General features: G+C 64.2%; 25 protein-coding genes. 17 read left to right on the top strand and 8 right to left on the bottom strand.

Going from position 1 to position 22,474, the window contains the following annotated elements; all coding sequences use genetic code 11:
* The first annotated feature begins 205 nt into the window (after nucleotides 1–205).
* Nucleotides 206–562, top strand: a complete 357-nt coding sequence (locus tag AC0L28_RS24965; RefSeq protein ID WP_023799084.1) for a VOC family protein — start codon at nucleotides 206–208, stop codon at nucleotides 560–562.
* Nucleotides 563–623: 61 nt separating this feature from the next.
* Here the strand turns inward: AC0L28_RS24965 and AC0L28_RS24960 are convergent, their stop codons facing one another.
* Nucleotides 624–989 (bottom strand): VOC family protein, encoded by a 366-nt coding sequence (locus tag AC0L28_RS24960; protein WP_287230045.1) that lies wholly within the window; start codon nucleotides 987–989, stop codon nucleotides 624–626.
* 149 nt (nucleotides 990–1,138) lie between these two features.
* Here AC0L28_RS24960 and AC0L28_RS24955 point away from each other — a divergent pair, with 149 nt between their 5' ends.
* Entirely contained in the window at nucleotides 1,139–1,450 is a 312-nt protein-coding gene (locus AC0L28_RS24955) for a hypothetical protein (protein ID WP_236377460.1), read from the top strand.
* 10 nt (nucleotides 1,451–1,460) lie between these two features.
* Nucleotides 1,461–2,351, top strand: coding sequence for a sigma-70 family RNA polymerase sigma factor (locus tag AC0L28_RS24950; RefSeq protein ID WP_473480884.1), 891 nt, complete (start codon nucleotides 1,461–1,463; stop codon nucleotides 2,349–2,351).
* Between the two features lie 26 nt (nucleotides 2,352–2,377).
* Here AC0L28_RS24950 and AC0L28_RS24945 read toward each other — a convergent pair whose 3' ends face one another.
* Nucleotides 2,378–3,475 carry an AraC family transcriptional regulator gene (locus AC0L28_RS24945; protein WP_473480882.1) on the bottom strand — a complete coding sequence of 366 codons (1,098 nt, stop codon included), beginning with the start codon at nucleotides 3,473–3,475 and terminating at the stop codon, nucleotides 2,378–2,380.
* A 76-nt stretch (nucleotides 3,476–3,551) separates the two neighbouring features.
* On the opposite strand from AC0L28_RS24945, the gene AC0L28_RS24940 reads away from it, so the two are divergent.
* On the top strand, nucleotides 3,552–4,664 hold the full coding sequence (locus AC0L28_RS24940; RefSeq protein ID WP_473480880.1) for a DUF1330 domain-containing protein: 1,113 nt from the start codon (nucleotides 3,552–3,554) through the stop codon (nucleotides 4,662–4,664).
* Between the two features lie 56 nt (nucleotides 4,665–4,720).
* Here AC0L28_RS24940 and AC0L28_RS24935 read toward each other — a convergent pair whose 3' ends face one another.
* Complete coding sequence (locus AC0L28_RS24935) at nucleotides 4,721–5,878, bottom strand: sulfite oxidase (protein WP_473480878.1); 1,158 nt, start codon at nucleotides 5,876–5,878, stop codon at nucleotides 4,721–4,723.
* 254 nt (nucleotides 5,879–6,132) lie between these two features.
* Between AC0L28_RS24935 and AC0L28_RS24930 the strand changes: the two genes are divergently transcribed.
* The 3 genes from AC0L28_RS24930 to AC0L28_RS24920 all read left to right on the top strand — a co-directional run bounded on the left by AC0L28_RS24930 (nucleotide 6,133) and on the right by AC0L28_RS24920 (nucleotide 9,280).
* Nucleotides 6,133–6,765 (top strand): DUF1326 domain-containing protein, encoded by a 633-nt coding sequence (locus tag AC0L28_RS24930; RefSeq protein WP_473480876.1) that lies wholly within the window; start codon nucleotides 6,133–6,135, stop codon nucleotides 6,763–6,765.
* Nucleotides 6,766–6,773: 8 nt separating this feature from the next.
* On the top strand, nucleotides 6,774–7,670 hold the full coding sequence (locus AC0L28_RS24925; RefSeq protein ID WP_473480874.1) for a DUF2182 domain-containing protein: 897 nt from the start codon (nucleotides 6,774–6,776) through the stop codon (nucleotides 7,668–7,670).
* Between the two features lie 92 nt (nucleotides 7,671–7,762).
* Nucleotides 7,763–9,280, top strand: coding sequence for an FAD-dependent oxidoreductase (locus AC0L28_RS24920; protein WP_473480872.1), 1,518 nt, complete (start codon nucleotides 7,763–7,765; stop codon nucleotides 9,278–9,280).
* Between the two features lie 131 nt (nucleotides 9,281–9,411).
* Here the strand turns inward: AC0L28_RS24920 and dinB are convergent, their stop codons facing one another.
* On the bottom strand, nucleotides 9,412–10,653 hold the full coding sequence (gene dinB, locus AC0L28_RS24915) for a DNA polymerase IV (RefSeq protein WP_287345379.1): 1,242 nt from the start codon (nucleotides 10,651–10,653) through the stop codon (nucleotides 9,412–9,414).
* 325 nt (nucleotides 10,654–10,978) lie between these two features.
* Nucleotides 10,979–11,347, bottom strand: coding sequence for a hypothetical protein (locus AC0L28_RS24910; protein WP_473480870.1), 369 nt, complete (start codon nucleotides 11,345–11,347; stop codon nucleotides 10,979–10,981).
* Nucleotides 11,348–11,540: 193 nt separating this feature from the next.
* Between AC0L28_RS24910 and AC0L28_RS24905 the strand changes: the two genes are divergently transcribed.
* Nucleotides 11,541–11,843 (top strand): hypothetical protein, encoded by a 303-nt coding sequence (locus tag AC0L28_RS24905; protein WP_023799072.1) that lies wholly within the window; start codon nucleotides 11,541–11,543, stop codon nucleotides 11,841–11,843.
* Nucleotides 11,844–12,071: 228 nt separating this feature from the next.
* Here AC0L28_RS24905 and AC0L28_RS24900 read toward each other — a convergent pair whose 3' ends face one another.
* Nucleotides 12,072–12,767: an XRE family transcriptional regulator gene (locus tag AC0L28_RS24900; protein WP_473480868.1), complete on the bottom strand. Its 696-nt coding sequence runs from the start codon at nucleotides 12,765–12,767 to the stop codon at nucleotides 12,072–12,074.
* 460 nt (nucleotides 12,768–13,227) lie between these two features.
* On the opposite strand from AC0L28_RS24900, the gene AC0L28_RS24895 reads away from it, so the two are divergent.
* The 3 genes from AC0L28_RS24895 (at nucleotide 13,228) to AC0L28_RS24885 (ending at nucleotide 14,709) form a co-directional block, all read left to right on the top strand.
* Nucleotides 13,228–13,620, top strand: a complete 393-nt coding sequence (locus AC0L28_RS24895; RefSeq protein WP_051407815.1) for a hypothetical protein — start codon at nucleotides 13,228–13,230, stop codon at nucleotides 13,618–13,620.
* 110 nt (nucleotides 13,621–13,730) lie between these two features.
* The gene (locus AC0L28_RS24890; protein ID WP_023799069.1) at nucleotides 13,731–14,330 is read left to right on the top strand and encodes a DUF6456 domain-containing protein; all 600 of its coding nucleotides are present in this window, start codon (nucleotides 13,731–13,733) and stop codon (nucleotides 14,328–14,330) included.
* A gap of 106 nt (nucleotides 14,331–14,436) precedes the next feature.
* On the top strand, nucleotides 14,437–14,709 hold the full coding sequence (locus AC0L28_RS24885; protein ID WP_473480866.1) for a DUF2285 domain-containing protein: 273 nt from the start codon (nucleotides 14,437–14,439) through the stop codon (nucleotides 14,707–14,709).
* Between the two features lie 285 nt (nucleotides 14,710–14,994).
* Here the strand turns inward: AC0L28_RS24885 and efp are convergent, their stop codons facing one another.
* The gene (gene efp / locus AC0L28_RS24880) at nucleotides 14,995–15,561 is read right to left on the bottom strand and encodes an elongation factor P (RefSeq protein ID WP_023799066.1); all 567 of its coding nucleotides are present in this window, start codon (nucleotides 15,559–15,561) and stop codon (nucleotides 14,995–14,997) included.
* Nucleotides 15,562–15,690: 129 nt separating this feature from the next.
* Here efp and epmA point away from each other — a divergent pair, with 129 nt between their 5' ends.
* A complete protein-coding gene (gene epmA, locus AC0L28_RS24875) occupies nucleotides 15,691–16,734 on the top strand; it encodes an EF-P lysine aminoacylase EpmA (protein ID WP_128173020.1) in 1,044 nt (347 codons plus the stop codon).
* Between the two features lie 201 nt (nucleotides 16,735–16,935).
* Here the strand turns inward: epmA and AC0L28_RS24870 are convergent, their stop codons facing one another.
* Nucleotides 16,936–17,532, bottom strand: coding sequence for a DUF922 domain-containing Zn-dependent protease (locus AC0L28_RS24870; RefSeq protein WP_023799064.1), 597 nt, complete (start codon nucleotides 17,530–17,532; stop codon nucleotides 16,936–16,938).
* 231 nt (nucleotides 17,533–17,763) lie between these two features.
* Between AC0L28_RS24870 and msuE the strand changes: the two genes are divergently transcribed.
* The 5 genes from msuE to AC0L28_RS24845 are packed head-to-tail and all read left to right on the top strand — an operon-like array spanning nucleotide 17,764 to nucleotide 22,440.
* A complete protein-coding gene (msuE, locus tag AC0L28_RS24865) occupies nucleotides 17,764–18,315 on the top strand; it encodes an FMN reductase (RefSeq protein WP_128246992.1) in 552 nt (183 codons plus the stop codon).
* Between the two features lie 54 nt (nucleotides 18,316–18,369).
* The gene (locus tag AC0L28_RS24860) at nucleotides 18,370–19,734 is read left to right on the top strand and encodes an LLM class flavin-dependent oxidoreductase (RefSeq protein ID WP_473480864.1); all 1,365 of its coding nucleotides are present in this window, start codon (nucleotides 18,370–18,372) and stop codon (nucleotides 19,732–19,734) included.
* 26 nt (nucleotides 19,735–19,760) lie between these two features.
* Complete coding sequence (locus tag AC0L28_RS24855; protein ID WP_287346225.1) at nucleotides 19,761–20,609, top strand: ABC transporter permease; 849 nt, start codon at nucleotides 19,761–19,763, stop codon at nucleotides 20,607–20,609.
* A 57-nt stretch (nucleotides 20,610–20,666) separates the two neighbouring features.
* Complete coding sequence (locus tag AC0L28_RS24850; RefSeq protein ID WP_473480862.1) at nucleotides 20,667–21,665, top strand: ABC transporter substrate-binding protein; 999 nt, start codon at nucleotides 20,667–20,669, stop codon at nucleotides 21,663–21,665.
* A 13-nt stretch (nucleotides 21,666–21,678) separates the two neighbouring features.
* Entirely contained in the window at nucleotides 21,679–22,440 is a 762-nt protein-coding gene (locus AC0L28_RS24845) for an ABC transporter ATP-binding protein (RefSeq protein ID WP_128246996.1), read from the top strand.
* The last annotated feature ends 34 nt before the right edge of the window (nucleotides 22,441–22,474 follow it).

Here is a 22,474-nt window from a genome sequence, read left to right as displayed (position 1 = left end):
TCTCCAGCTTCTTCCGCTGATAGCGTGAGGTCTGGCAGGCGTCGGTCTTTGAAGCAACGCCGGGTTCCGGCACCTGCAATCACGGCCGGCCGACCTATATCCAACTGAAGCTTGCCAATATCGAGCGGCTGTGTCGACGGCGGAAACGTCGTTTGCAACGGCAATAGCTTGTTTGTTCGCATCACTTTCAGGGAGATAAGGAGCCATGATTTCCGGCGCACACATGATCATCTACAGCACGGATGCCGAGGCAGACCGCGCATTTTTTCGCAATGTCCTACGTTTTCCAGCAGTCGATGCTGGCGAAGGCTGGTTGATCTTCGCATTGCCGCCGGCCGAGATTGCCGTTCACCCGGCCGCCGAAGTCGACAGCCACGAAGTCTATCTCATGTGCGAAGACATCAATGCTACGATCCAAGAGCTGAAATCGCACGATGTTGAATGCACTTCGGTCACCGATGAAGGCTGGGGCCTGCTCACGCATGTCTCGCTTCCCAGTGGCGGCTCGCTTGGCCTCTACCAGCCAAGGCATGCTTTGGCGCACAAGGCCGGGGCTGCTTGAGTGGCCGTTTTCCGCCCGGACGCACGACCCATTCAGATGCCCGCTCTCCGGCTGCACCCGCTCATTGGCTGCCGATCACCATGCGGTTGCCCTCGCTGTCGCGAAATTCCGCCACCGTGCGGCCTGGCTGCCAGGGCGCCTCCTGCGGTTCGGTGATGATCTCGACGCCGCCCGCCTTCAACGCGGCGATCGTGGCCTTGACGTCGTCGTCGACCAGCACCAGCACCGGCTCCGCGCCTGGCGTGTCGTCGGCGCGCCTCACGAAATGCAGGTTCGTCACGGCGCCGGGAAATTTCAGCTCGATCCAGCGCCAGCCGCTATCGCCCATCTTCTCGTCGGCCGCGACCTTGCAGGCGAAATGCCTGGTGTAGAACGCCTTGGCGCGGTCCTGGTCGAATACCGGCAGTTCGGCAAACTGGATGTGCATGGTCGTCTCTCCTGCTCCTCGATGGCCGCTGCGTAGCCGTCCACAGGTCGAGGACGGGTCCGGCCGGCCGAAGAGATTTATAGCGTGCGAGAATCTTTTCGGGAACGCGAAACGTCTTCTGCTCAGAGCAATCATTCAGGAGACGAACCATGGGCTACAAACTCATTCGCTACAGCGTGAAAGACACCGGGCTGGAAGAGAACCGCGCGCTGGTGGCAAAAGTGTTCGAGGCGCTGGATGAGACGGCGCCGCAGAGCGTGCGTTATCTCGTGCTCGAACTCGATGACGGCGAGTTCGTCCATGTCGTCGGCGAGGGAAACGACACATCTGCGCTGACCGGGCTTGCGGCCTTCGAGGCGTTCACGCAAAACCATGCGGAACGGCGCTCGACCCCGGTGAAGCGGTCGCCTGCCAAAATCATCGGCAACTACCGTGTGCTTGAGGAGAGCAAGGCCGGATAGAATGGACGCCATGATCCAACCGAAATTCGATCGGCCGGCGCTTGAGGCGATGCTCTCCGAGTTTCGCCCAAAACTGCACCGCTACTGCGCCCGCATGGCCGGCTCGGTGATCGACGGCGAAGACATCGTGCAGGAGACGCTGATCAAGGCGCTGCAGGCGGTCGACGGCAGCATGACGGTCGAGCGGCCCGAGCAATGGCTGTTTCGCATCGCGTATAATGCCGCGCAGGACCATCTGCGCCGGCGCCATCGGGAAAGGTCGCGCATGACCGAGACCGACATGACCACCATCGAGGATCCTTCCGGCAGCGCCGACGCAAGGCTCGCCGCTGCGGCCGGCCTGCGCAGCTTCATGCAGCTTTCGGTGGCGCAGCGCGGCGCCGTGATCCTGGTCGACGTGCTCGGCCTTTCGCTGCACGAGACCTGCGAGGTGACCGGCGCGACGCTGGCCGCCACCAAGGCGGCGCTGCATCGCGGGCGGGCGCAGCTGCGCCTGCTGGCATCGCAGCCCGAGCACGTCGCCGCACCCAGGCTCGACGCCGATGACGAGCGACGGCTGCGCCGCTATGTCGACCTGTTCAACGCGCGCGACTTCGACGCGGTCAGGGCGCTGATCGCCGAGGATGTCCAGCTCGAATTGGTCAGCCGCCTCCGCCTGCGCGGCAAGGCCGAAGTGTCGACCTATTTCGGCAATTACGACCGCATCAGCGACTGGACGCTGTCGCCGGGTTTTGTCGACGGCAGGCCGGCGATCCTGATCCGCAACCCGCAGGAGCCGGACGGCGCGGTGCGCGGCTTCATGCTGGTCGAATGGCGGGACGAGCGGGTCGTCCAGATCCGCGATTTTCGCTATGCACCCTGGTGCCTGGTCGATGCCCAGATCAGCACTGTGGAGGGGTAGGGGGAGGGTCGGCCTCCGGCCGCCCGTTATCCGCGCCGGCCGTCGCGCCAGCCAGCCGGCGAGACGCCCGCGAGCTTCTTGAAGCTCCGGCTGAAGGCCGCTTCGGACTCGTAGCCGACATCACGCCCGACTGCCGAGACTTTGGCCAGCCCATCAGTGAGCAGTCGTGCGGCCAGTTGTACGCGCCATCGCGTGAGATACTGCATCGGTGGGCAGCCGACGAGACGCGTGAAGCGGGCCGCGAGGACGGACCGCGAGACGCCGGTTTCGCGTGCGAGTTCTTCAATTGTCCAGCCACGCGCCGGATTTTCGTGGACAAGCGCAACAGCGCGGCCGACGGCGGGGTCGCGCAAGCCGGCCAGCCAGCCGGTCTGCTCCGGCGGCAGTGCCTCAAGATAGCGGCGAACGACCTCAACGAACATCAGCTCGCTGAGGCGCAGGCGGATGCATTCAGCGCCTGGCCGTTGAACGGACACCTCTGCCAGCGTCAGCTCGATCAGCCGGTCGAGCAGATCGCTCGGTGCGCCGGCCGCGCGCCGGATGCGTATCAGCGGAGGAAGAGCCCCGAGCAGAGGATTGAACGGCCGTGCATCGCAACCAAGGAAACCGCAGACATATCTGGTCAGGAGGAGGCCGTCGCCACCTTCGTTGACCACGAAGGGCAGTTGTCCGGCCGCCATGGCGCGAAAGAAATCGAGCGAATCTTCCGGGCTCAAACCTGATCGCACTCCGGGCGCACTGCACATCGCGTACGAATCCTCATGCGGGATCACGAGTATGTCGCCTTCGGCAAACTCCATCGGCGGATCGTCACCGATGCTGACCGAGCCCGATCCTTGGGTGATGATGTGGTAGGAAATCACGTGTTGGGCGTGCGGCAGGATGAGATGGGCAAATGAATCCGCCCGCGGCACTTCCACGCTCCAGGGCGAAGAGGCATCGACCCAGAAGAAAAGCGCGCCGGTGAGCTTTACCACGCGCAGCACATCCGAAAGCACATCCTTGTCCGGCGCGGCCGAAGGTGCGGCATCGGCAACGACCTCTTCCGGTGGCCGCCCAGGCGATCGCGCCAGAACGGACGCTGCGGCAAGCGATCGAGACGCTGGGTCATGGAGCGTGCCCATGGCCAAGTCTACTATGCGCCGAACAGCATATCCACCGCGCATCCCGTGGAGTCCATGCGATCAACGGAGGTCGGCCATGTCTACCTATTGCTTCTTCGACGTGCGTGAAATCACCGACCAGGCCAAGGTCGAGCAGTATCTGGCAGGGGTCATTGCAACGGTTGAACAGTATGGAGGGCGCTATCTGGTGCTGGGCGGGAAATCCGACCTTGTCGAAGGAGACTGGCAGCCGGTCTATCCGGTCATCGTCGAATTTGCCGACGGCGAGCATGCCCGGCGCTGGTATTCATCGCCCGAATACGAGCCGCTGAAGGCGCTTCGCGTCGCCGGAACCCGATCCAACGCAGTGTTCCTTGAAGGTGCAACGCCGGGATCGGAGCAAGCGGCGGCCCAGACCCGTCGGGGCAAGACATCGAAAACTCCGGCTGAAATCTACGACTCACTGTTCGTTCCAGCGCTGTTCCGACAATGGGGGCCTATCGTCGCCGCCGAGGCGCGAATAGGGAGGGGCGACTGCGTGATCGACATTGCCTGCGGTACGGGTGTGCTGGCGCTCGCGGCCCGAGACCGCGTTGGCGCGGAGGGCAAGGTGGTCGGGCTTGACCCCAATCCCGATATGCTTTGCGTTGCCCGCGGCAAAAGCACTCGCATCGAGTGGCGAGAAGGGCGCGCCGAGCAGATTCCTTTCCCGGATGAAAGCTTCGACGCCGCAGTCAGCCAGTTCGGCCTGATGTTCTTCGACGATCGAGCAGCCGGACTGCGGGAAATGATGCGCGTGGTCAAGTCCGGCGGCCGGCTCGCCGTCGCGGTCTGCGGACCGCTCGACCAGTCGCCCGGCTATGCCGCAGTGGCGGATATGCTTGAACGGCTGTTTGGAAGCGACGTTGCGAACCCGTTCCGGGCGCCCTTTGTGCTCGGCGATGCGGAGTTACTGCGCTCGCTCTGCGCGAAGGCAGGCATAGAGCATGCCGAGGTGAAGCGGCACCGCGGAACGGTCCGTTTTGCCTCGATCGAGACGCTGATCTCGACTGAAAGAGCCTGCATCTGGACGTTGGGCGGGCTTTTGGACAACGAGCAGTTCAAGCGGCTTCTGGAGGAGGCCGAGCGGGCACTTATGCCTTTCGTGACAGCAGCCGGCGCCGTCGCTTTCGACATGCCGGCGCTCGTCATCACGGCATCCAAGGACTGACGCTGGCGACCAGTCTGCGATCAGGCGCTGCCTGCTTCACCTTCCCGCAAAGTCTATCAAACGACACGCACGCGGCGCGTCACCTGGCCATTGCTTTCCCAGTATGTGTGTTTCTTGGCAATCAAGGGATCGTCCATTGCCGGTTGAACCTGTCCCGTGGTGCTGACCGCGCGCGAGGTCACCGTGTGTTCTCCAGGCGACGGATTTGGCCAATCCAGGGACCAGATCTTCCAGGCGTGTTCGGCCTCCTCGCTGCGGTCGATGGTCGCCGGTGCCCATGGCGCTTGATCGATTTGCACTTCGACCCGATCGATCGGTGCCCCCCAGGCTGCCCCAATGATGCGGTAGTCCGAGTCCTTGCGGGTGACCTTCGCGGGCGCGGACTTTATCAGCGCTCGCCCGACTGAGTCCTCGGTCCACACGGTCTCGCCATTGCGCTCTTCCTCCCGGATGGTGACATAGTCACGGGCCATCAGAAGGCTCATGAAGCGGGTGTCGCGCACCTCGATGCGCTCCAGCCACTTGACGTTGGCGATGCCGTACCAGCCCGGAGCAATCAGCCGCAGCGGAAAACCATTGGCCGCCGGCAAGGCGGCTCCGTTCATTTCATAGCAGAGCAGGTTGTCTGGGTTCGTCGCTTCGGCAAGCGACATGCTGCGCGCGAAGTTCTGCTGCATCTTGACGTCGCGGATGGCGACCTCGCCGGTGTCAGTGCCGAAAAAGACCACCTCGATGCCATCTTCCAGGACGCCGGCTTCCTCGAGGATCGGGGCGAGCGGCGTCCCTGCCCAGCGGGCATTGCCGATGCCGCCGGTGAAAAACGGAAAACCGTGGTTGCCCGAGCATTCGACTGTGAAAACGACCTCCTGGCGCGGCCGCGCCTTGATGTCGGCGAGGGTCAATTTCAGGGGCTTCTTGACCAGACCGCCAATCTCCATCGACCATGTCTTCTCGTCGATGGTTGGTCGATTGAAATGCGAGATGCTGAAGAACTTGTCGTTTGGCGTTATCCAGCTGTCCAGATCCTCCCAGACAAGCTGCTTCTGGATACCGACCGGATCGGGATTTTCGGTCGGCTGGTCCAGCCACCGAATAACTTCCTCGCTCGGCCGTGTTGGAAAAGCGTAAGCCCGACGCGAGGTATAGAGAGAAGCAATTGCGGCAAGGGCAGCACTTCCCTGAACAAGAAGTTCTCTGCGTTGAAGATCAGGCATGTTGTTTCCTCCCAGTTGATCCGGAAACAGGCTGCACGTGCCTTAGGCCGCAGCCTGAACACGGATAGGCGCAATGAACGTTTGCCCCACCCGGAGATTATCCGGACAGGTCAAGCGATCAGCGGCGCATCTCAAACATGTGAAGCCTTGGACGAAACTCTCGCTTGGGTTTCGCCTTTTTGAGGGTGCGCCTTTGAGAGGGAAGAGTCCAGTGTATGATGATCGTCTAATATTTCGAGATCAGGGAGGACAGCATGACGTCTTGGGAAATCAAGGGGCGCGAACTCGTCAATTGCACCTGCGAATATGGCTGCAACTGTCAATTCAATGCGCTGCCCGACAAGGGCCATTGCCATGCCGTGGCCGGCATCCAGATCGATGAAGGTCATCATGGCGAGACCGTTCTCGACGGCCTGCGCATCGCCGCGATCTTCAAATGGCCCGGCGCAATCCACGAGGGCAACGGCGAAGCCATCGCTTTCGTCGACGAGAAGGCAACCGACCAGCAGCGTAACGCGCTGCTGCGCATCATGACTGGCCAGGACACCGACCCGTTCGCGACGATGTTCGCCGTCTACGCCTCGACCGTGACAAAAATGAACGAGCCGGTTTTCACCAAGATCGATCTCGACCTCAATATCGACGGCCGCAGGGGCCGCATCTTCGTCAAGGACTACATCGAAACCGTCGGCGAGCCGATCCGCAACAAGGTGACGGGCGCGGACTCGCGGGCTCAAATCGTGTTGCCGAACGGCTTCGAATATGCCGTCGCCGAGATCGGCAGCGCTTCGAGCGCAACCAGCGGGCCGGTTCAGGTGACCACTAAAGACAGTTACGGCCAGTTCGCGCGGCTGCATCTCAACAATCACGGGGTGGTGCGGGCCTGACGCGGCGCATGAACGGCGGGTCGCCACTGGAACGGCTGCTCAGGCGCGACCGCGTCATCACGATTGCGGGCGTGGTGGCGCTGTGCCTGCTGGCCTGGCTTTACATCGCCGCCGGCGCAGGGCTCGGCATGAATGCGTGGGAGATGTCGAGGCTCGCGCTATTCCCCCACCTGCAAACTCCGAACATGACATCCGATATGCCCGGTATGGATATGTCTGGCATGGATATGTCTGGCATGTCCGGCATGGACATGAGCGCGATGGCGACGGAGCCGCGGGCCTGGGGGGCCGCGAACTGGGCGCTGATGATCGCCATGTGGTGGGTCATGATGGTCGCCATGATGTCGCCGAGTGCGGCGCCGACCATCCTGCTCTATGCGCGCGTGCATCGCCATGCGCTGGCACGGGGTCAGATCCAGGACAAGCTCGCGCCGACCGGCGTGTTCATGGCAGGCTACCTCTTGGTCTGGCTGGGGTTCTCCGTCGCCGCAACCGCGTTGCATTGGCTGCTCGAACGCGAGGCCCTCGTTTCGGCGACGATGATGAGTTCGCAAAGCCGCTGGCTTTCAGCCATCGTCCTGATCGGCGCGGGGCTGTATCAGCTCTCGCCCTTCAAGAATGCCTGCGTGTCGCATTGCCGGGCACCGACGGCGTTCCTTGCCCGCCACTGGCGTCCGTACGCAACTGGCGCGCTGCGTCTCAGCGCACTGCACGGGGCGTTTTGTGTCGGATGCTGCTGGATGCTGATGGCGTTGTTGTTCGTGGGTGGCGTCATGAATCTGGTGTGGGTTGCCGCGCTCGCCATTCTGGTGCTGGTGGAAAAACTGTTTCCTGCCGGCCCGTGGGTTGGCCGGGCAGCTGGCATCGCCCTGATCGCCTGGGGCGGCGCAACGCTTTTGGTCTGACAACCAGGGCCGCCTCTGTCGGCATTCAAAGCGTCGAGGAACTTTGAATTCTCGCATCCGTTACCGAATATCGTGGATGGGAGGCTCCGCCGATGAATGTCAGCGATGAAAGGACTGTATCGCTCTGGGCGGCGACCGAAGTCGTGCCCGATGCGGTGCCGCTCGGGCAAAGCGAACAGGTCGATGTCGTGGTTGTCGGGTCTGGGATTGCCGGACTGTCGGTCGCCTACGAACTGGCCGTCGCCGGGCAAAAGGTGGCTGTCCTCGATCGCGGCCGGATCGGAAGCGGCATGACGGCTCGCACCACTGCGCACCTGTCATCTGTCTGCGACGACTATTTTTCGGAGCTGACCAAATTGCGCGGCGAGGACCTGGCGCGGATTTTTTACCAAAGCCAGTCGGCCGCTATCGACCGTATCCAATCCATCCGGGAGACCGAGCGTATCGCTTGCGATTTCCGGCGCCTTGATGGCTTTCTCTTTCCGGCTTCCGGCAGCCAGGAATCCGATATCACGCGCGAACTGGACGCCGCTCTGAAGATCGGTGTCGAGGTCGAGAAGACCAGGGGCGTGCCATTTGCAGGCTTTTCGGATGTGCAGGCCCTTCGATACGCCAATCAGGCGACCTTCCACCCGCTCAAATATCTCCGCGGGCTGGCCGCGGCCATCCGCGCGCGCGGCGGCGTGCTTTATGCTGATACTATCGTCGAAAAGGTCGAGGAGACTGATGGCGGCGTGCGTGTAACCACGGTTTCAGGCTCTACCGTGTCTGCCAGATCGGCCGTTGTCGCCACCAACTCGCCGATCAACGATCGGGTCGCGCTTCACACCAAGCAAGCGCCCTATCGAACCTACGCGATGTCGTTCGAGATCGCGCGCGATACCATACCGGATGCGCTGTATTGGGATACTGAAGACCCTTATCACTACGTTCGGCTTCAGCCTGGCGACGGTGGGACCGACTTCCTGATCGTCGGAGGTGAAGACCACAAGACAGGACAGGCCGATGATGCCGGTGACCGTTTCGCGGCCCTGACGGCCTGGACCAAAAGGCTGGTGCCCGATGTCGGCGTGGAAATCAACCGGTGGTCCGGGCAGGTGATGGAGACCGTCGATTATGCGGGGTTCATCGGCCGCAATCCTGGCGACAGCCGCGTCTTTGTGGCGACCGGGGATTCCGGCCAGGGCATTACCCATGGCGTTGTCGCCGGCCTGTTGATTTCAGACCTGATTCTGAAGGAGGAAAGTCCCTGGCGCGAACTCTACGAGCCGTCGCGCAAGACGGCAGGCGCGATCGGCGATTACCTGTCGGAGAATGCGACGGCGATCAAGAGTTTTGCCGAATATATCGCGCCTGGCGAGATCGATTCCGTCGATAAGCTGCGACCGGGAGAAGGTGCCATCGTCCGCGAAGGGCTCAGCAAGATCGCCGCATTTCGCGATGACGACGGCACGCTCTACAAGCGCTCGGCCGCATGCACGCATGTCGGCTGCCACGTCCACTGGAACTCGCTCGAGCGCTGCTGGGACTGCCCCTGCCACGGTTCGCATTTTGCAATCGATGGCACGGCCTTGAACGGACCGGCCGTGGCGCCGCTGGGAAGCGAGTAGGGCAATAGGCAGTAGGCAGTAGGCAGTAGGCAGTAGGCAGTGGGCAGTAGGCAGTGGGCAGTGGGCAGTGGTGAGGAAGCCATTCCAGGGGCCATTCCCCTACTCCCCTACTGCCTACTGCCTTCCCTTACTTACAATTCCTTTTCGGCCAGCTCGCGAAACGCATCGGGGACCGATCGCGATTGGCCGAGCGCGACCGAGGCATAGCCGACCGCCTCCCAGCCGAAGCGGTCGCGGATCTTGTCGATGGCGTGGTCCGCGGTCCAGCGCGCCGCACCCTTCCTGGTGCCGGGGCGGAGGCGGTCGTCGTCGAGGCCGAGCGGCAGTTCCAGCTGCAGGGCCGGCTGCTTCTCCAGATGCGAGACGGCGATCGCCAGCAGCGAAATGGTCTTTTCGTGCGGATGATCGACAAGCACCTTGCGCACCAGCGCCTCGGCGATCTCGGCCAGCATCGCGGTTGCCGAAATCGGCTGGTCGAGCGTGATCGAACGCGTCACCGAGCGCAGATCGGCAAAGCGGACGCGGACCGTCACCGTGCGGCCGGGCCGGGATTTCGCCCGCAGCCTGGTGGCGACCCTGTCGGCCAGATGCAGCAGGGTGGGTACGAAGATTTTTGCCTCGGCCGGTTTCCTGCCGAGCGCCGATTGCGCGCCGGCCGATCGTGCCCGGCGCTGCGTCTCGAGTTTTCGCGGATCGCGGTTCCAGGCCAGCGCGTTGAGTTTTTCACCTGCCGCCGGGCCGAGCAGACGCTCCAGCGACCCACCATTGGTCTTCGCCAGTTCGCCGATGGTGCGCACACCAATGCCGGCCAGCCGCTCCCTGGTGACCGGACCGACGCCCCACATCAGCTCGACCGGCAGATCGTGAAGGAACTCCAGCTCGTGGCGCGGATCGACCACTACCAGCCCGTCGGGCTTGGCCACCTGCGAGGCGATCTTGGCCAGGTGCTTGGTGCGCGCCACGCCGACCGAGATCGGCAAGCCAAGCTCGGCCCGCACGCGGCGGCGGATGGTTGTCGCGATCTCGGCCGGCGGGCCGAACAGGTGGGTGCAGCCGGCGACGTCGGCAAAGGCCTCATCGATGGAAATCCGCTCGACCACCGGGGTAAAATCGCCGAGCACTTGAATAGCCGCATCGCCGAGCCGCTGATAATCCTTGAAATGGCCGCCGACGAAAATCAGCCCGGGGCAGAGTTCCCGCGCGCGCCGCCCCGGCATGCCGCCGCGCACGCCAAAAGCCCTGGCCTCGTAGGACGCGGCCAAGACGACGCCGCCGCCGACGGCGATCGGCTTGCCGCGCAGGGCGGGGTCGAGCAACTGTTCGACCGAGGCATAGAAAGCGTCCAGATCAGCGTGGAGGATGTTGGCTTCCATCCGGCCCGTTCGCCCGCGGCAGTTCGAACGCCGCATTGTCCTGAGGGTGGGTTTTGTGCGAACATAAAGAGAACAAATAGGGCGGATTGTCAAGGAGCGTGGAGGGCAGGTGGAGGGTAATCGCTTCAGGTCTGCGCTGCCCCTCATCGCCCTGCCGGGCACTTCTCCCCGTATAGGAACGGGGAGAAGGGACACTTCGCAAAGGATTTCGCCAATCTCTGGCGTTCAGAAATGGAGCCGACGCTGCGGCCAGCCCCTTCTCCCCGTCACCATACGGGGAGAAGGTGCCGGCAGCGCGGCAGCGCCGACGTTACTCACCTCTAGCCTAGGCCGCCTGCCGTGCCCAGAGGCGGTGGCCGTAGCGGCGGAAGAAGCGCGCCAGCAGAAGCTGCTGCCTGGCGCGGGCGAGATCGGCGCCGCGCCTTTCCTGGCGCCAGCGCGGCATATTGCGATAACAGGCAATGAAGCGGGCGGCGTCCTCGAGCGCCTCCTCAGTCGACTGCGCCGGGCGGATCGCCGCCAGGAACAAGGCCTCGCCGAGCTTCAGCCGGTCGACCAGCGCCTTGCGCTGGCCATGGCCGAGGCGCGCCCGGCCTATGCCGTCGCGGCGGATAGCGGCGAAGGCGGCGAGCATGGCCGGGCTGTCGCTGGTATAGCCGCAATCGCGGGCGAACTGGGCGGAGAGGGCGTCCATCTTCGTCTCCTTGGCTGGCGGCGGCGCGACGGAGACCCGGTCCCGTCGCCCGTTCGTCTGGAGTATTTTATATAAGCATAACTCAAAAATTGGCACAAGTTAAACTTTTGCACGGGTTGAGCGGAACCGACTCGACTCTTCGGGAAAAACCCCTAATGATGTGAACAAAACAGGAACCGAGGCACCAGGGACGATGGCATTGCCGGGCAAGGAAGCCACGATCGCCGAGGTCGTCTCGATCGCGGTCGAGTGTATCGATTGCGGTCGAAACAGATGGTGGAAGCCGGCGGAGCTGAGGCGATTCGGGGTGACCGCGCAGACGCCGCTGGCGGCGCTGTCGGGGCGGCTTCGCTGCTCGGCCTGTCGCGCCGATGGCCTGCCGGGCGCGGCGGTCTCGATCCAGGCGGCGTTCATCGACGAGCGGCAGCAGCGCCGCGCCGAGGCGCGGATGCTTGGCGAGCGCGAGGTTCCGCTGGAGAGATCCAGGCGGGCTTGATGGGGAGTGGCGATTCCTTCTCCCCTTGTGGGAGAAGGTGGCCTCGCGAAGCGAGGTCGGATGAGGGGTGTTGGACGGATCGCCAACGCCTGCCTTTGCTCCAGGGAAGTGAAGCGAAGGCGACGGATTGCCGATGCCTCATTCCGTCCAGCACCCCTCATCCGGCTCGGCGCTACGCGCCGATCCACCTTCTCCCACAAGGGGAGAAGGGCGCGCTCCGCCGCCGCCCTAGTACCCCAGCAGTTCCTTGAGCGGGATGACGCGCCAGACGTGTTTTATCGCGTAGCGGTTGAAGGTCAGCGACTTCGGCGGATTGTACTGCTCGACGACCAACTCGGCGGCGGTCCGCTTGACCAGCTTTTTGATGAAGGCCTTGCCGTTGCGCTCGTTTTCCTCGGGAAACATCTCGATCACCACGTGGTCGCCGGGCACAGCGTCGCGGCCGCCGCAATAGAGCATCTCGCCGGGCTCGTAGCGCGGCACCATCGAGTCGGAGAGCACGTGCAGGGCGAACACCTTGCGCAGATGGGCGATGCCGGGCGGGCGCTGGACATAGCCGGCGACCTCGCCGTTGAAGGTGAAGTCACCGTCGTCGCCGCCGACCGCGGCACCCAGAAGCTCGATGTCCATCGGGCCGGCGGGCAGGGGGGCGGCGTCGGTGACGATCTCGGCGTCGGCGACATTGTCGGCGTCGTCGAGGAAGACGACCTCGCCCTTGCCGAGCGCCACCGGGTCGATGCGCAGGAAGGCGGCGGTCTTCAAAAGGTTCTCGGTTTTCGGCAGGTTGCGGCCGGTTTCCCAATTGCCGACAGCGGCGACGTCGGTGTCGTTGTGCTCGGCAATATGGCGCATCACCAGGCCGCGCTGCTTGCGCGCCTTGCGGATCGCCGCCCCGACCTTGATCGACAATGAGGTTTTCGCCATGGCGCCATCTGAAACATAAGAATCGGTTTCGTCCATGAAAGAATGGCTTGCATAATTTTTTGAGTTATGCTTATATATAGCCATGCACAAGCCACGCTCCATCTCGCTTTCCCATCCGTCCCGGCTGTCCTCCTCCCCGGCCGGGACGAAGCCCGAGGCTCGCGCCTCGGATCCGGTGGCCCTGCCGTCAGCGGCGGCAACCGGAACGGCCGGAGCCGTCCCCTCACGGCTCCGGCCCCGAATTTCGGCGCGTGCAATGCGGGCCTTTCGTGCAGCCGCACCGAGGACGGCACGGTCATCGTCTTCGCCCGGCGCACGGGCAGGGCGGTTTCCCCTGGGAGAGGTAATCGGCGACGCCGCGCCGCCCCTCACCTGCCTGCCGGCATCCTCTCCCCGTGAACGGGGAGAGGGGGCAGCTTCGGCATCTACGCAACCCTTTCGATCTCGATGGAAGAACATCATGCCCGCCTATACCGACACAAAATTGCAAAGCATCGCCCGCACGCCGGCCAGGCTGGCGCCGCCGGTCTGGCTGCCGCAGCGCCCGTTGGTGCGCGAGATCCAAGGGCCCGACGGCGAGGCCCTCAAGCTGCCGTCGCCGCGCCCCGCTGCCGCCGTCGGGCGCCAGCCGCATGTCGCGGCCATGCGCTTCATCGACTGCCTGTTCAACCGCTGCCGCGCACCGCTCGACCTGACGCTCGAGCAAAATCCCGAAAACGACGCGCCCGGCAGCCGGCCGGCACTGGCGATGCTGTGCTGCGGCTTGCGCACGCGGCCGCTGAAAAGCTACTGCGCCTATCACGCGGCGCGGTTCTGCGACCATCGCCGTACGGCTCTCGCGGACGCAGCGTGAGCGGCATCGGTCGAGAGTCTTCTCGCCAAGCACGGCGGCCCGGTTCCTCGCCCCCGCTGCGCGGAGGAGCCCAGGTTCTGCGAAGACAGCAATGAAACGAGGAGCCACAGATGAGCAAGAAGACCGCCCAAAAGGCCAAACCGCCCAAATTACCCACGGGCGAGGCCGAGCAGGTGCGCATCCGCAAGCAGGTCGGTCATGATTTCGCGCTGAAGGACGATGCCTTTGGCCGCAAGCGGCTGGCGACCGGCACGCTGGAGGCGAGGCGCGTCTATGAGGTGTCCAATAACGGCCACACCGCGACCGGCGGGATTGTGCGGGTGCGCAATGTCGACCCGCTGACCGGCATCACCTCGCTGTCGCGCCAGCAGCGCGAGGCGGGCATGCGCTACCGCGAGGATTTTCGCGTCTCGGCACAGGACGGCGTCAAGCCGATGGCGCTGATCGAGCGCGTCGACGGCGGACCCATCGGCGGCGGCGTTGCCGACCGCATCCTGTCCGCCGGCCGCGCCTATGCCGACGCCACCAGGGCGCTTGCGCATTGGGAGGTGTCGGTCGTGGTGCAAAAAGTCTGCTGCGCCGGCGAAACGGTGAAGAGCCTGGCCGAACAGACCGGCGAGCCGCGGGATGTGCTGTCGAAACTGCTCAAAATCGGGCTGGACTTGCTGGCGGTGCATTACGGCATGATGCTGATGCGGCGGCCGCGGTGAAGGGGCAAACGGGGCGTTTGGCAATGCGTTTTGGCCAGCGTCCTCCAATTGAAGGGCGCGGGTTTCCCGACGGCCTGTTACGCTGCGCCATTGCTGGTAAATCACAATGCCAAAGATGCCGCAAAACGCTCATTTCGCAGATACGGCGCCGACGTCTTCGGCGCTGACCGCGTATGACGAGCACTGCATGCTGACTTACATCCGGCTGCTCGATGCTTCGGCGGACAGCGCCGATTGGCGTGAGGTCGCCCACACCGTCCTGCACATTGACCCGGAGCAGGAGCCAGAACGGGCATTCCGCGCCTGGGCGACGCATCTGGCGCGTGCCCGCTGGATGACCGAGGTTCGTGTCGATCGGCGTGATCGTGGCACGGAATGACGCGGGAGATTTTTCGTGGAACTGCCATCCCGGTCTGACCGTTTAGACAGGAAACCAACTGGGAAGCGCCCGATGAACTCTTGGCAAATCAACACCTTGGAGGCCTGCTGCCTGCTTGCCGTCCCGCTGTCGATGATCCTTACGGTTCTGGTGGCGGGTGTCATCCTTGGCTGAATCTGCACTGTTCAGTGAAGGAGACGGCACGCATGCCGGCACCGGCGTGAGTTGCGCCTTGGCATTCATCGCGCGCGACACCTTCAGTGACGACAGAAATGATCCTGCCTCTCAGTCCTTGGCGCGCTCCACATAGGCGGCATCAGCCGTCATCACCACCACGCGGGTGCCGGCGGTGATGTGCGGCGGAACCAGCGTGCGCACGCCGTTGGACAGCGTCGCCGGCTTGTAGGATGAGGACGCCGTCTGGCCCTTGGTCACCGGCTCGGTCTCGACCACCTCGAAGGTGGCGCGCTGCGGCAGCACCAGCGAGATGGCGATGCCGTTGTACTGTGAAATCTGCACCGCCATGCCTTCCTTGAGATAGGGCGCCATCTCGCCGACCACGCTTTCCGGCACCGCGACCTGGTCATAGCTTTCCGGGTTCATGAAATGATAGCCTTCGGCGTCGTGGTAGAGGAAGGTATGCTCGCGCTCCTCGACATAGGCGCGCTCGACCTGCTCGGTGGTGCGGTAGCGCTCCGAAACCTTCACCCCGTCGGAGATGCGGCGCATGTCGAGCTGGGTCACCGGCGTGCCCTTGCCCGGATGGATGTTTTCGGCAAAGAGGATCACATAGAGCTTGCCGTCCTTTTCGACGACATTGCCTTTGCGTAGGGAACTGGCGATGACCTTCACGGGCTTTATTCCTAACAGCGTTGACTGGCCTGGGAGCGCCGAATGGCGCAAATCGGCTGCGGGAGCCGTTCGGTGCGGCCTAGCGCATCTTGGCGGCAATCGCCAGTCCTCGATGCAAATCCTGTCGCCATGACCGCCGCCTCGCCCTGGTGGACGCCTGATGTTCACGCCGACCGGCGGCCGCGGTTGATCCTGCGCAACGCCATCACCGCGGCCGTGCGCGACTGGTTTGCCCGCCGCGACTTCGTCGAAGTCGAGACCGCGGCGCTGCAGGTCTCGCCCGGCAACGAGGCGCATCTGTCGGCCTTCGCCACCGAGGCGCTCGGCCCAGATGGGCGGCACCAGCCGCTCTATTTGCACACCTCGCCGGAATTCGCCTGCAAGAAGCTGCTCGCCGCCGGCGAGAAACGCATCTTCAGCCTGAGTGCCGTCTATCGCAACCGCGAGCGCGGCCCATTGCACCATCCGTCCTTCACCATGCTCGAATGGTACCGGGCCGATGAGACCTACGACAGCCTGATGCAGGATTGCGCCGGGCTTGTCGCGCTGGCCGCCGAGCGCGCCGGCACGAAACGCTTCGCCTTTCGCGGCCGCGAGGCCGATCCGTTCGCCGAGCCGGAACGGTTGAACGTCGCCGAGGCTTTTATCCGCTATGCCGGTATCGATCTGTTGGTCACGGTCGCCGCCGACGGCAGCACCGATCGTGAGGCGCTGCATGCGGCTCTGGTCCAGGCGGGCTTGCGCACCGCGCCCGACGACAATTGGGCCGATCTGTTCAGTCGGGTGCTGGTGGAAAAGATCGAGCCGGCGCTGGGGCAGGGGCGCGCCACCATTCTTTACGGCTATCCGATCTCGGAGGCCGCCCTTGCCCGGCCGAGCGCCGATGACCCGAGGACCGCCGAGCGCTTCGAGCTCTATTGCTGCGGCGTCGAGCTGGCCAATGCGTTCGGCGAGCTGACCGACGCCGACGAGCAGCGCCGGCGCTTCATCCTCGAAATGGACGAGAAGCAGCGCATCTACGGCGAACGCTATCCGATCGACGAGGATTTCCTCGCCGCACTGGCCATCATGCCGCAGGCAAGCGGCGCCGCACTCGGCTTCGACCGGCTGGTGATGCTGGCGACGGGGGCGATGCGGGTCGAGGATGTGATGTGGACGCCGGTGACGGGGTGAGGCGAGGCCTGCACTCTACGGCGCCCCCTCTGTCCTGCCGGGCATCTCCCCCTCAAGGGGGAGATTGGCTGACCGCAACGCCGCACCTCGTCCTTCAACATCGGCGATTGAGGCCGGAGCGACGCGAAGGCGCAATCTCCCCCCTTGAGGGGGAGATGCCCGGCAGGGCAGAGGGGGGTGCCTCGCTCAGGCGTCACAATACTACCGCCCCATCAGCAAAGCGACGATCAGCCGCTGCAGATTGCCGCGCGGGGCGAATTCTACCCGGTCGAAATCGCGGCTTGCCTGCCGCTGCGCCTGGGAGAGTTCGGCAAGCCGCGTGGTCATTTCGGTCCTGATCTTTTTGCAGCCGGGATCGTCGGCGACGGACAGGCCGATGGTCGCCGTCTCGATCTTGCGGACCATGTCGACGATGATGTCGCCATGCACCTTTTCGTGGGCGGCGAGGCCAGCGGCGAAAACGTCCCAGCTCTTCTGCACGGCGGCCGGCACCGGCCCGGACGCTTTGGGCAAGGTATAGGTTATGATGAGTTTTGGGCGCGCCGACACCAGCACACAGGCATTGCCTTGCCGCTGATAGTCCCTGACCCAGGTCAGCTTGAAATTGGTATAGGCCATGGCGCGGACCCTGCTTTTGCCGATCGTCGGACCGCGCTCGCCCATCGAGGCATGGAGCTGGGGACCGGTCTGCCCTGAAACGGCGTAGGTCTCGACCTTCTCGACCGGCTTCCAGCCCGCCTGCGCCGGCGACGCCAGCAAAATGGCCAGGAGCAGGTAGGTCAGAACGGCTGTTTTCATGCGAATCCTCCGGGGCGATGCCTTTGGTGTGAGATCATCAACGCATGGCCGGAATGCGGTCAAGGCGCCGTTGCCGAACTCGCCGTTCGCATTTCGCGTCGAAAGAACCAATCAACGGCGATGTGCCGCAAACTCAATCCGCTTGGCGGGCTCGTTTTGAAATCTTCTTTCTCATTAAACTCTATAAACTTAGTAGAGTTAAAGCACACAAGCGTTTTGCGAGGAGCCCAAATGTCGAAAAATCTGGTGGTGGGGCTGTCGGGCAACCTGACCCGTCCGTCGAAGACCAAGGCGTTCATCAGCCACATCGTTGCGGAGGTGGCGAGCAGCACCGGTGCAGCCTCGACCGTTTTCGACATCGAGGATCTCGGTCGGTCGTTTCCGCTGGCAAGGCGCATTGGCGATCTGGATCCATCGGCCAGGAACATCGTCGAGCGATTGCTGGGCGCCGACGTTCTGGTGGTTGGCTCGCCGACTTTCAAAGGCAGCTACACCGGGCTTTTCAAGCATTTCTTCGACCTGCTCGACCCGTCATCCCTGCGGGGAAAGCCGGTGATCCTTGCTGCAACCGGCGGCGGCGATCGTCATTCGCTGGTGGTCGAACATCAGCTGCGGCCGCTGTTCGGCTTCTTCGAGGCTTTGACCCTGCCGACCGCGATCTACGCCTCCGACAAGGACTTCGCCAACGGCGTGCTGGTGTCCGAAGCCATCCATGCTCGCGCCAGCCAAGCGGTCGCCGAAGCATGCCGTGCGGTGCCACGCAGCGTCGGTCTTGCCGCCTGAATACCGGCCCCGTGTCCTCAATTCGCTTCCCGCACAGCTCAGAAGGAGCCCGCAATGACCAGACCCAGCAAGTCGAGGCAGATCAAGCTTGGTGCTTTCCTGCCCGGTGGCGGACAGCATATCGCAGCCTGGCGCCATCCTGACGCGCCGGCCGACGGCGCGACGAATTTCGAGTTCCACAGGCAGCTCGCGCTGACCGCCGAGCGCGGCCTGTTCGACGCCTATTTCCTGGCCGACAATCTGACCGTCGGCCTCGGCGCCCGCGAAGGCGGCAATGCCAAGATCGCCGGGTTCGAGCCGGTGACGCTGTTTGCCGCATTGGCGCCGCTCACCACGCATCTGGGCTTCATCGCCACCGCCTCCACCACCTATGAGGAGCCCTATACGCTCGCCCGCAAGTTCGCCTCGCTCGACCTGCTGTCGAACGGCCGGGCCGGCTGGAATGTGGTGACCTCGGCGGGTGACGAGACCGCGCGCAATTTCAATCGCGTGACGCAGCCTGCCCACGCCGAGCGTTATGCCCGCGCGGATGAACATGTCGAGACGGTCAAGGCGCTGTGGGACAGCTGGGAAGACGATGCCTTCATCCGCGACAAGAAGTCGGGGCGCTTCTACGACAAGGACAAGCTTCACGACATCGACCACAAGGGCCGGCATTTCAGCGTCAAAGGCCCGCTCAATGTGCCGCGACCGGTGCAGGGCCATCCGGTGGTGGTTCAGGCCGGGCAGTCGGAGGACGGACGCAAGCTCGCCGCCCAGTCGGCTGAGGTCATCTTCACCGCCCATCAGAACCTGGCCTCGGCGCAAGAATTCTACCGCGACATCAAGGCGCGCGTGGCGGCAGTCGGCCGCGATCCCGGGCAGGTGCTGATCATGCCGGGCGTAGCACCCTTCGTCGGCCGCACCGAAGAGGAAGCCCGCGCCAAGTACCAGCAGCTGAACGAGCTGATCCTGCCCGAGGATGGCGTGGCCCTGCTCAATGGGCTGGCCGGCCAGACGCTCGACATCCGGGGTTACCCGCTCGACGGACCGCTGCCGCCGAGCCGGGAAACCGAAGGCATGAAGAGCCGCCAGGCGCTGATCCGCCAGATTGCCGACGAGCACAACTTCACCATCCGCCAGCTCTACCAGTGGGTGGCGACGGCCCGCGGCCACTACACCGTGATCGGCAGCGCGGCGCAGGTTGCCGATCAGCTGGAGGAATGGTTCGGCAACGACGCCGCCGACGGCTTCAACATCCTGCCGCCGTGGCTGCCCGGCGGGCTCGACGATTTCGTCGACCTGGTGATCCCCGAGCTGCAGCGTCGCGGCCTGTTCCGCACCGCCTACGAGGGCAGGACGCTGCGCGAGAATCTCGGCCTCAGGCGGCCGGAAAACCCCTGGACCGCCGCCCGCTCCAAGGTGCTGGCCGCCGAATAGATTCTCTTGAAGCAAAGGGCAAGACGATGAGTTTGCAACACATCGAGCAGCGGGTGACGATCGATGCACATGACGGCAGAACCGGCCTTGGCGCCGATTTCCCGCGCCTGGCCAACCGCACTGTCATCCGCTTCCTGTCCCGCTACGGCATCCTGATCGGCTTCCTCGCGATCTGGCAGGTGTCGAGCAGCGCGGGATGGGTCAACGCCGCGGTGCTGCCGCCGGTCGACACGATCGTCTCCGCACTGTGGAATGGTCTGGCCGGCGGCACCTTGCTTGGCGATATCGCCATCAGCCTGCAGCGCGCCGGCCTCGCCTTCGCGGCGGCGGTGGCGGTTGCCATCCCGCTTGGTCTGTTCATGGGCCAGGTGCGCGCCGTCGAAACCGCGCTTGACCCGATCCTGCAGGTTTTCCGGCAGACCTCGGCGCTTGCGCTCTATCCGGTGTTCATCCTGCTGCTCGGGTTGGGGGAGGCATCAAAGGTCTTCGTCATCTTCTGGGCGACGCTGTTTCCGCTGCTGCTCAACACCATCAGCGGCGTCAAGCAAGTCGATCCGAAACTGCTCGAGATGGCCCGGGTCTACGGCGCCACGCGGGTCACCGCGTTTCGCCGGGTCGTGCTTCCGGGGGCCGTCCCTTCGATCTTCGTCGGCTTGAGGCTGAGTGCGACCACGGCGCTCTTGTTGCTGATCGCATCCGAAATGATCGGCGCCAACAAGGGCATCGGCTTCCAGGTGATGAACGCGCAGTACAACTTCCAGATCCCGCTGATGTTTGCAGCGATCGTCATCCTTGCCGGCCTCGGCCTGATCGCCAACCAGGCGCTGGTCGGCCTGCAGCGGCGGCTCTGCCGCTGGAGCAATCCCATCGACTGACCAGCTTTCAACCACCCTCTCCAACAGGCCCCATCCTCCAACACGAAAGTCCGGACCATGCCAATCACTCGCCGTTCCCTGCTTGCGGGCGCTCCCTTTGCCGCCGGCATCATCGCCTCCGGCCTGCCTCGCTTTGCCGTTGCGCAAGCCGCGCCGGTCACGTTGCGCTACCTCGCCAGCCGTGGCAGCATCTCGCCGCATGAGCTGGCGGACGCGCTCGGCTATTTCAAGGACGTCGGCGTCAAGCTTGAGAATGTCGGCTACTCCAGCGGCGGCCCGGAATCGCTGTTCGCGCTCGCCTCCGGCAGCGTCGATCTCGGCTCGGCCGCAACCGCTGCGGTGATCAATTCGATCTCCGGCGGCAACGACTTCGTCGCTGCCTATCCAAGCAACGGCATCAACGGCCAAGTGCGCAGCATCTTCTACGTGCTGGAAGACAGCCCGATCAAATCGATTGCCGACATCGCCGGCAAGACCATTGCGGTCAACACGCTCGGCGCCCATCTCGACTATACCGTCCGCGAGGCGCTGCACGGCGTCGGCCTGCCGCCTGATGCCGCCAACCTCGTCGTCGTGCCCGGGCCGCAGCTTGAACAGACCTTGCGGTCACGCCAGGTCGATATCGCGGCACTGGGCTACTGGCAGGCGACGTTTGCCGGCGCGCTGGTCGACAAGGGCGGTGTGCGCGGCGTGTTCAACGACACCGACGTGCTGGGCGAACTGGCCGGCGGCTTCATTGTCCTGCGGCGCGACTTCATCGCGGCGCATCCGGATGGCGCCCGCAATTTCGTCGAACAGTCGGCCCGCGCCGCCGACTGGTCGCGCCAGAACCCGAACGAGGCGCGCAAGGTGCTTGCGGAGATCCTCGATAAACGCGGCGAAAATGGCGAGCTGGCGCGCTACTGGACCGGCTTCGGGCTGCGCGAAGGGGCGAAGGCCGACGACCGCGACATAGACTTCTGGGTCGGCGTGCTCGAGCGCGACGGCCGGCTGCCCAAGGGCAGGCTGAAAGCCGCGGATATTCTTTACGGGCGCGGCGAAACGAAAACCAATTGATCGGGAGACGGCCATGGCCAGCACAAGCGGCGGCGAGGTCACGATACGCGACCTCTCCAAATCCTTCACCCTCGGCGGGCGCCTGCTTGCCGTGCTGAGGGCGCTCAACCTCGACATCCGCTCCGGCGAATGTCTCGTCATCGTCGGCGTCAGCGGATCGGGCAAGACCACGCTGCTGCGCATCCTTGCCGGTCTTGAGGCCGCGGACAGCGGCGGTGTCGCGATCGACGGCAGGCCAGTCCATGGCGTCGGCGCCGAGCGCGCGGTCATCTTCCAGGAACCGCGCCTGCTGCCCTGGCTGACGGTGCTCGGCAACGTCGCCTTTGGCCTCGAAGTGCGGGGCGTGCCCAAGGCGGAGGCCGAGGACAAGGCCCGCTTCTATACCGCGCTCGTCGGCCTGGCCGAATTCAGCGATGCCTATCCCAGGCAGCTTTCGGGCGGCATGGCACAGCGCGTCGGCATTGCCCGGGCCTTGACCGTGCAACCTGAAATCCTGCTGCTCGACGAGCCGCTAGGCGCGCTCGACGCCATGACCAAGATCGGCATGCAGGAGGAACTGGCACGCATCTGGAGCGAGGAGAACGTCACCATGGTCATGGTCACCCATGATCTGGAAGAAGCGATCTATCTTGCCGACAGGGTGCTGATCCTGCCCAGGGAGAAGGGCGGCACAGCACGGCTGGTCGAGGTTGAACTGCCGCGCCCCCGCGATCGCAGCGAGAGCCGGTTCGTGCGCTACCGCGAAGAACTGCTGCGCGAGTTTGGCTTGCACTGAGACTGGGGGCACCGAGACGCTGGTGAAAGGCGCG

The sequence above is a fragment of the Mesorhizobium sp. WSM4847 genome, assembly GCF_055811335.1.
The sequence above is the reverse complement of the archived record's forward strand: the minus strand, read 5'-3'. Positions and strand labels throughout refer to the sequence as shown.

Excerpts from the sequence above, each read along its gene's own strand:
- AC0L28_RS24860 (WP_473480864.1), top strand. The coding sequence starts at position 18,370 with ATGACCAGACCCAGCAAGTCGAGGCAGATCAAGCTTGGTGCTTTCCTG.
- AC0L28_RS24950 (WP_473480884.1), top strand. The coding sequence starts at position 1,461 with ATGATCCAACCGAAATTCGATCGGCCGGCGCTTGAGGCGATGCTCTCC.
- AC0L28_RS24935 (WP_473480878.1), bottom strand. The coding sequence starts at position 5,878 with ATGCCTGATCTTCAACGCAGAGAACTTCTTGTTCAGGGAAGTGCTGCC.
- AC0L28_RS24930 (WP_473480876.1), top strand. The coding sequence starts at position 6,133 with ATGACGTCTTGGGAAATCAAGGGGCGCGAACTCGTCAATTGCACCTGC.
- AC0L28_RS24900 (WP_473480868.1), bottom strand. The coding sequence starts at position 12,767 with ATGGCGAAAACCTCATTGTCGATCAAGGTCGGGGCGGCGATCCGCAAG.
- AC0L28_RS24845 (WP_128246996.1), top strand. The coding sequence starts at position 21,679 with ATGGCCAGCACAAGCGGCGGCGAGGTCACGATACGCGACCTCTCCAAA.
- AC0L28_RS24910 (WP_473480870.1), bottom strand. The coding sequence starts at position 11,347 with ATGGACGCCCTCTCCGCCCAGTTCGCCCGCGATTGCGGCTATACCAGC.
- AC0L28_RS24925 (WP_473480874.1), top strand. The coding sequence starts at position 6,774 with ATGAACGGCGGGTCGCCACTGGAACGGCTGCTCAGGCGCGACCGCGTC.
- AC0L28_RS24920 (WP_473480872.1), top strand. The coding sequence starts at position 7,763 with ATGAATGTCAGCGATGAAAGGACTGTATCGCTCTGGGCGGCGACCGAA.
- dinB (WP_287345379.1), bottom strand. The coding sequence starts at position 10,653 with ATGGAAGCCAACATCCTCCACGCTGATCTGGACGCTTTCTATGCCTCG.
- AC0L28_RS24895 (WP_051407815.1), top strand. The coding sequence starts at position 13,228 with ATGCCCGCCTATACCGACACAAAATTGCAAAGCATCGCCCGCACGCCG.
- AC0L28_RS24960 (WP_287230045.1), bottom strand. The coding sequence starts at position 989 with ATGCACATCCAGTTTGCCGAACTGCCGGTATTCGACCAGGACCGCGCC.
- AC0L28_RS24855 (WP_287346225.1), top strand. The coding sequence starts at position 19,761 with ATGAGTTTGCAACACATCGAGCAGCGGGTGACGATCGATGCACATGAC.
- AC0L28_RS24945 (WP_473480882.1), bottom strand. The coding sequence starts at position 3,475 with ATGGGCACGCTCCATGACCCAGCGTCTCGATCGCTTGCCGCAGCGTCC.
- AC0L28_RS24965 (WP_023799084.1), top strand. The coding sequence starts at position 206 with ATGATTTCCGGCGCACACATGATCATCTACAGCACGGATGCCGAGGCA.
- AC0L28_RS24870 (WP_023799064.1), bottom strand. The coding sequence starts at position 17,532 with ATGAAAACAGCCGTTCTGACCTACCTGCTCCTGGCCATTTTGCTGGCG.
- AC0L28_RS24890 (WP_023799069.1), top strand. The coding sequence starts at position 13,731 with ATGAGCAAGAAGACCGCCCAAAAGGCCAAACCGCCCAAATTACCCACG.
- msuE (WP_128246992.1), top strand. The coding sequence starts at position 17,764 with ATGTCGAAAAATCTGGTGGTGGGGCTGTCGGGCAACCTGACCCGTCCG.
- AC0L28_RS24940 (WP_473480880.1), top strand. The coding sequence starts at position 3,552 with ATGTCTACCTATTGCTTCTTCGACGTGCGTGAAATCACCGACCAGGCC.
- AC0L28_RS24885 (WP_473480866.1), top strand. The coding sequence starts at position 14,437 with ATGCCAAAGATGCCGCAAAACGCTCATTTCGCAGATACGGCGCCGACG.
- AC0L28_RS24955 (WP_236377460.1), top strand. The coding sequence starts at position 1,139 with ATGGGCTACAAACTCATTCGCTACAGCGTGAAAGACACCGGGCTGGAA.
- AC0L28_RS24905 (WP_023799072.1), top strand. The coding sequence starts at position 11,541 with ATGGCATTGCCGGGCAAGGAAGCCACGATCGCCGAGGTCGTCTCGATC.
- AC0L28_RS24850 (WP_473480862.1), top strand. The coding sequence starts at position 20,667 with ATGCCAATCACTCGCCGTTCCCTGCTTGCGGGCGCTCCCTTTGCCGCC.
- epmA (WP_128173020.1), top strand. The coding sequence starts at position 15,691 with ATGACCGCCGCCTCGCCCTGGTGGACGCCTGATGTTCACGCCGACCGG.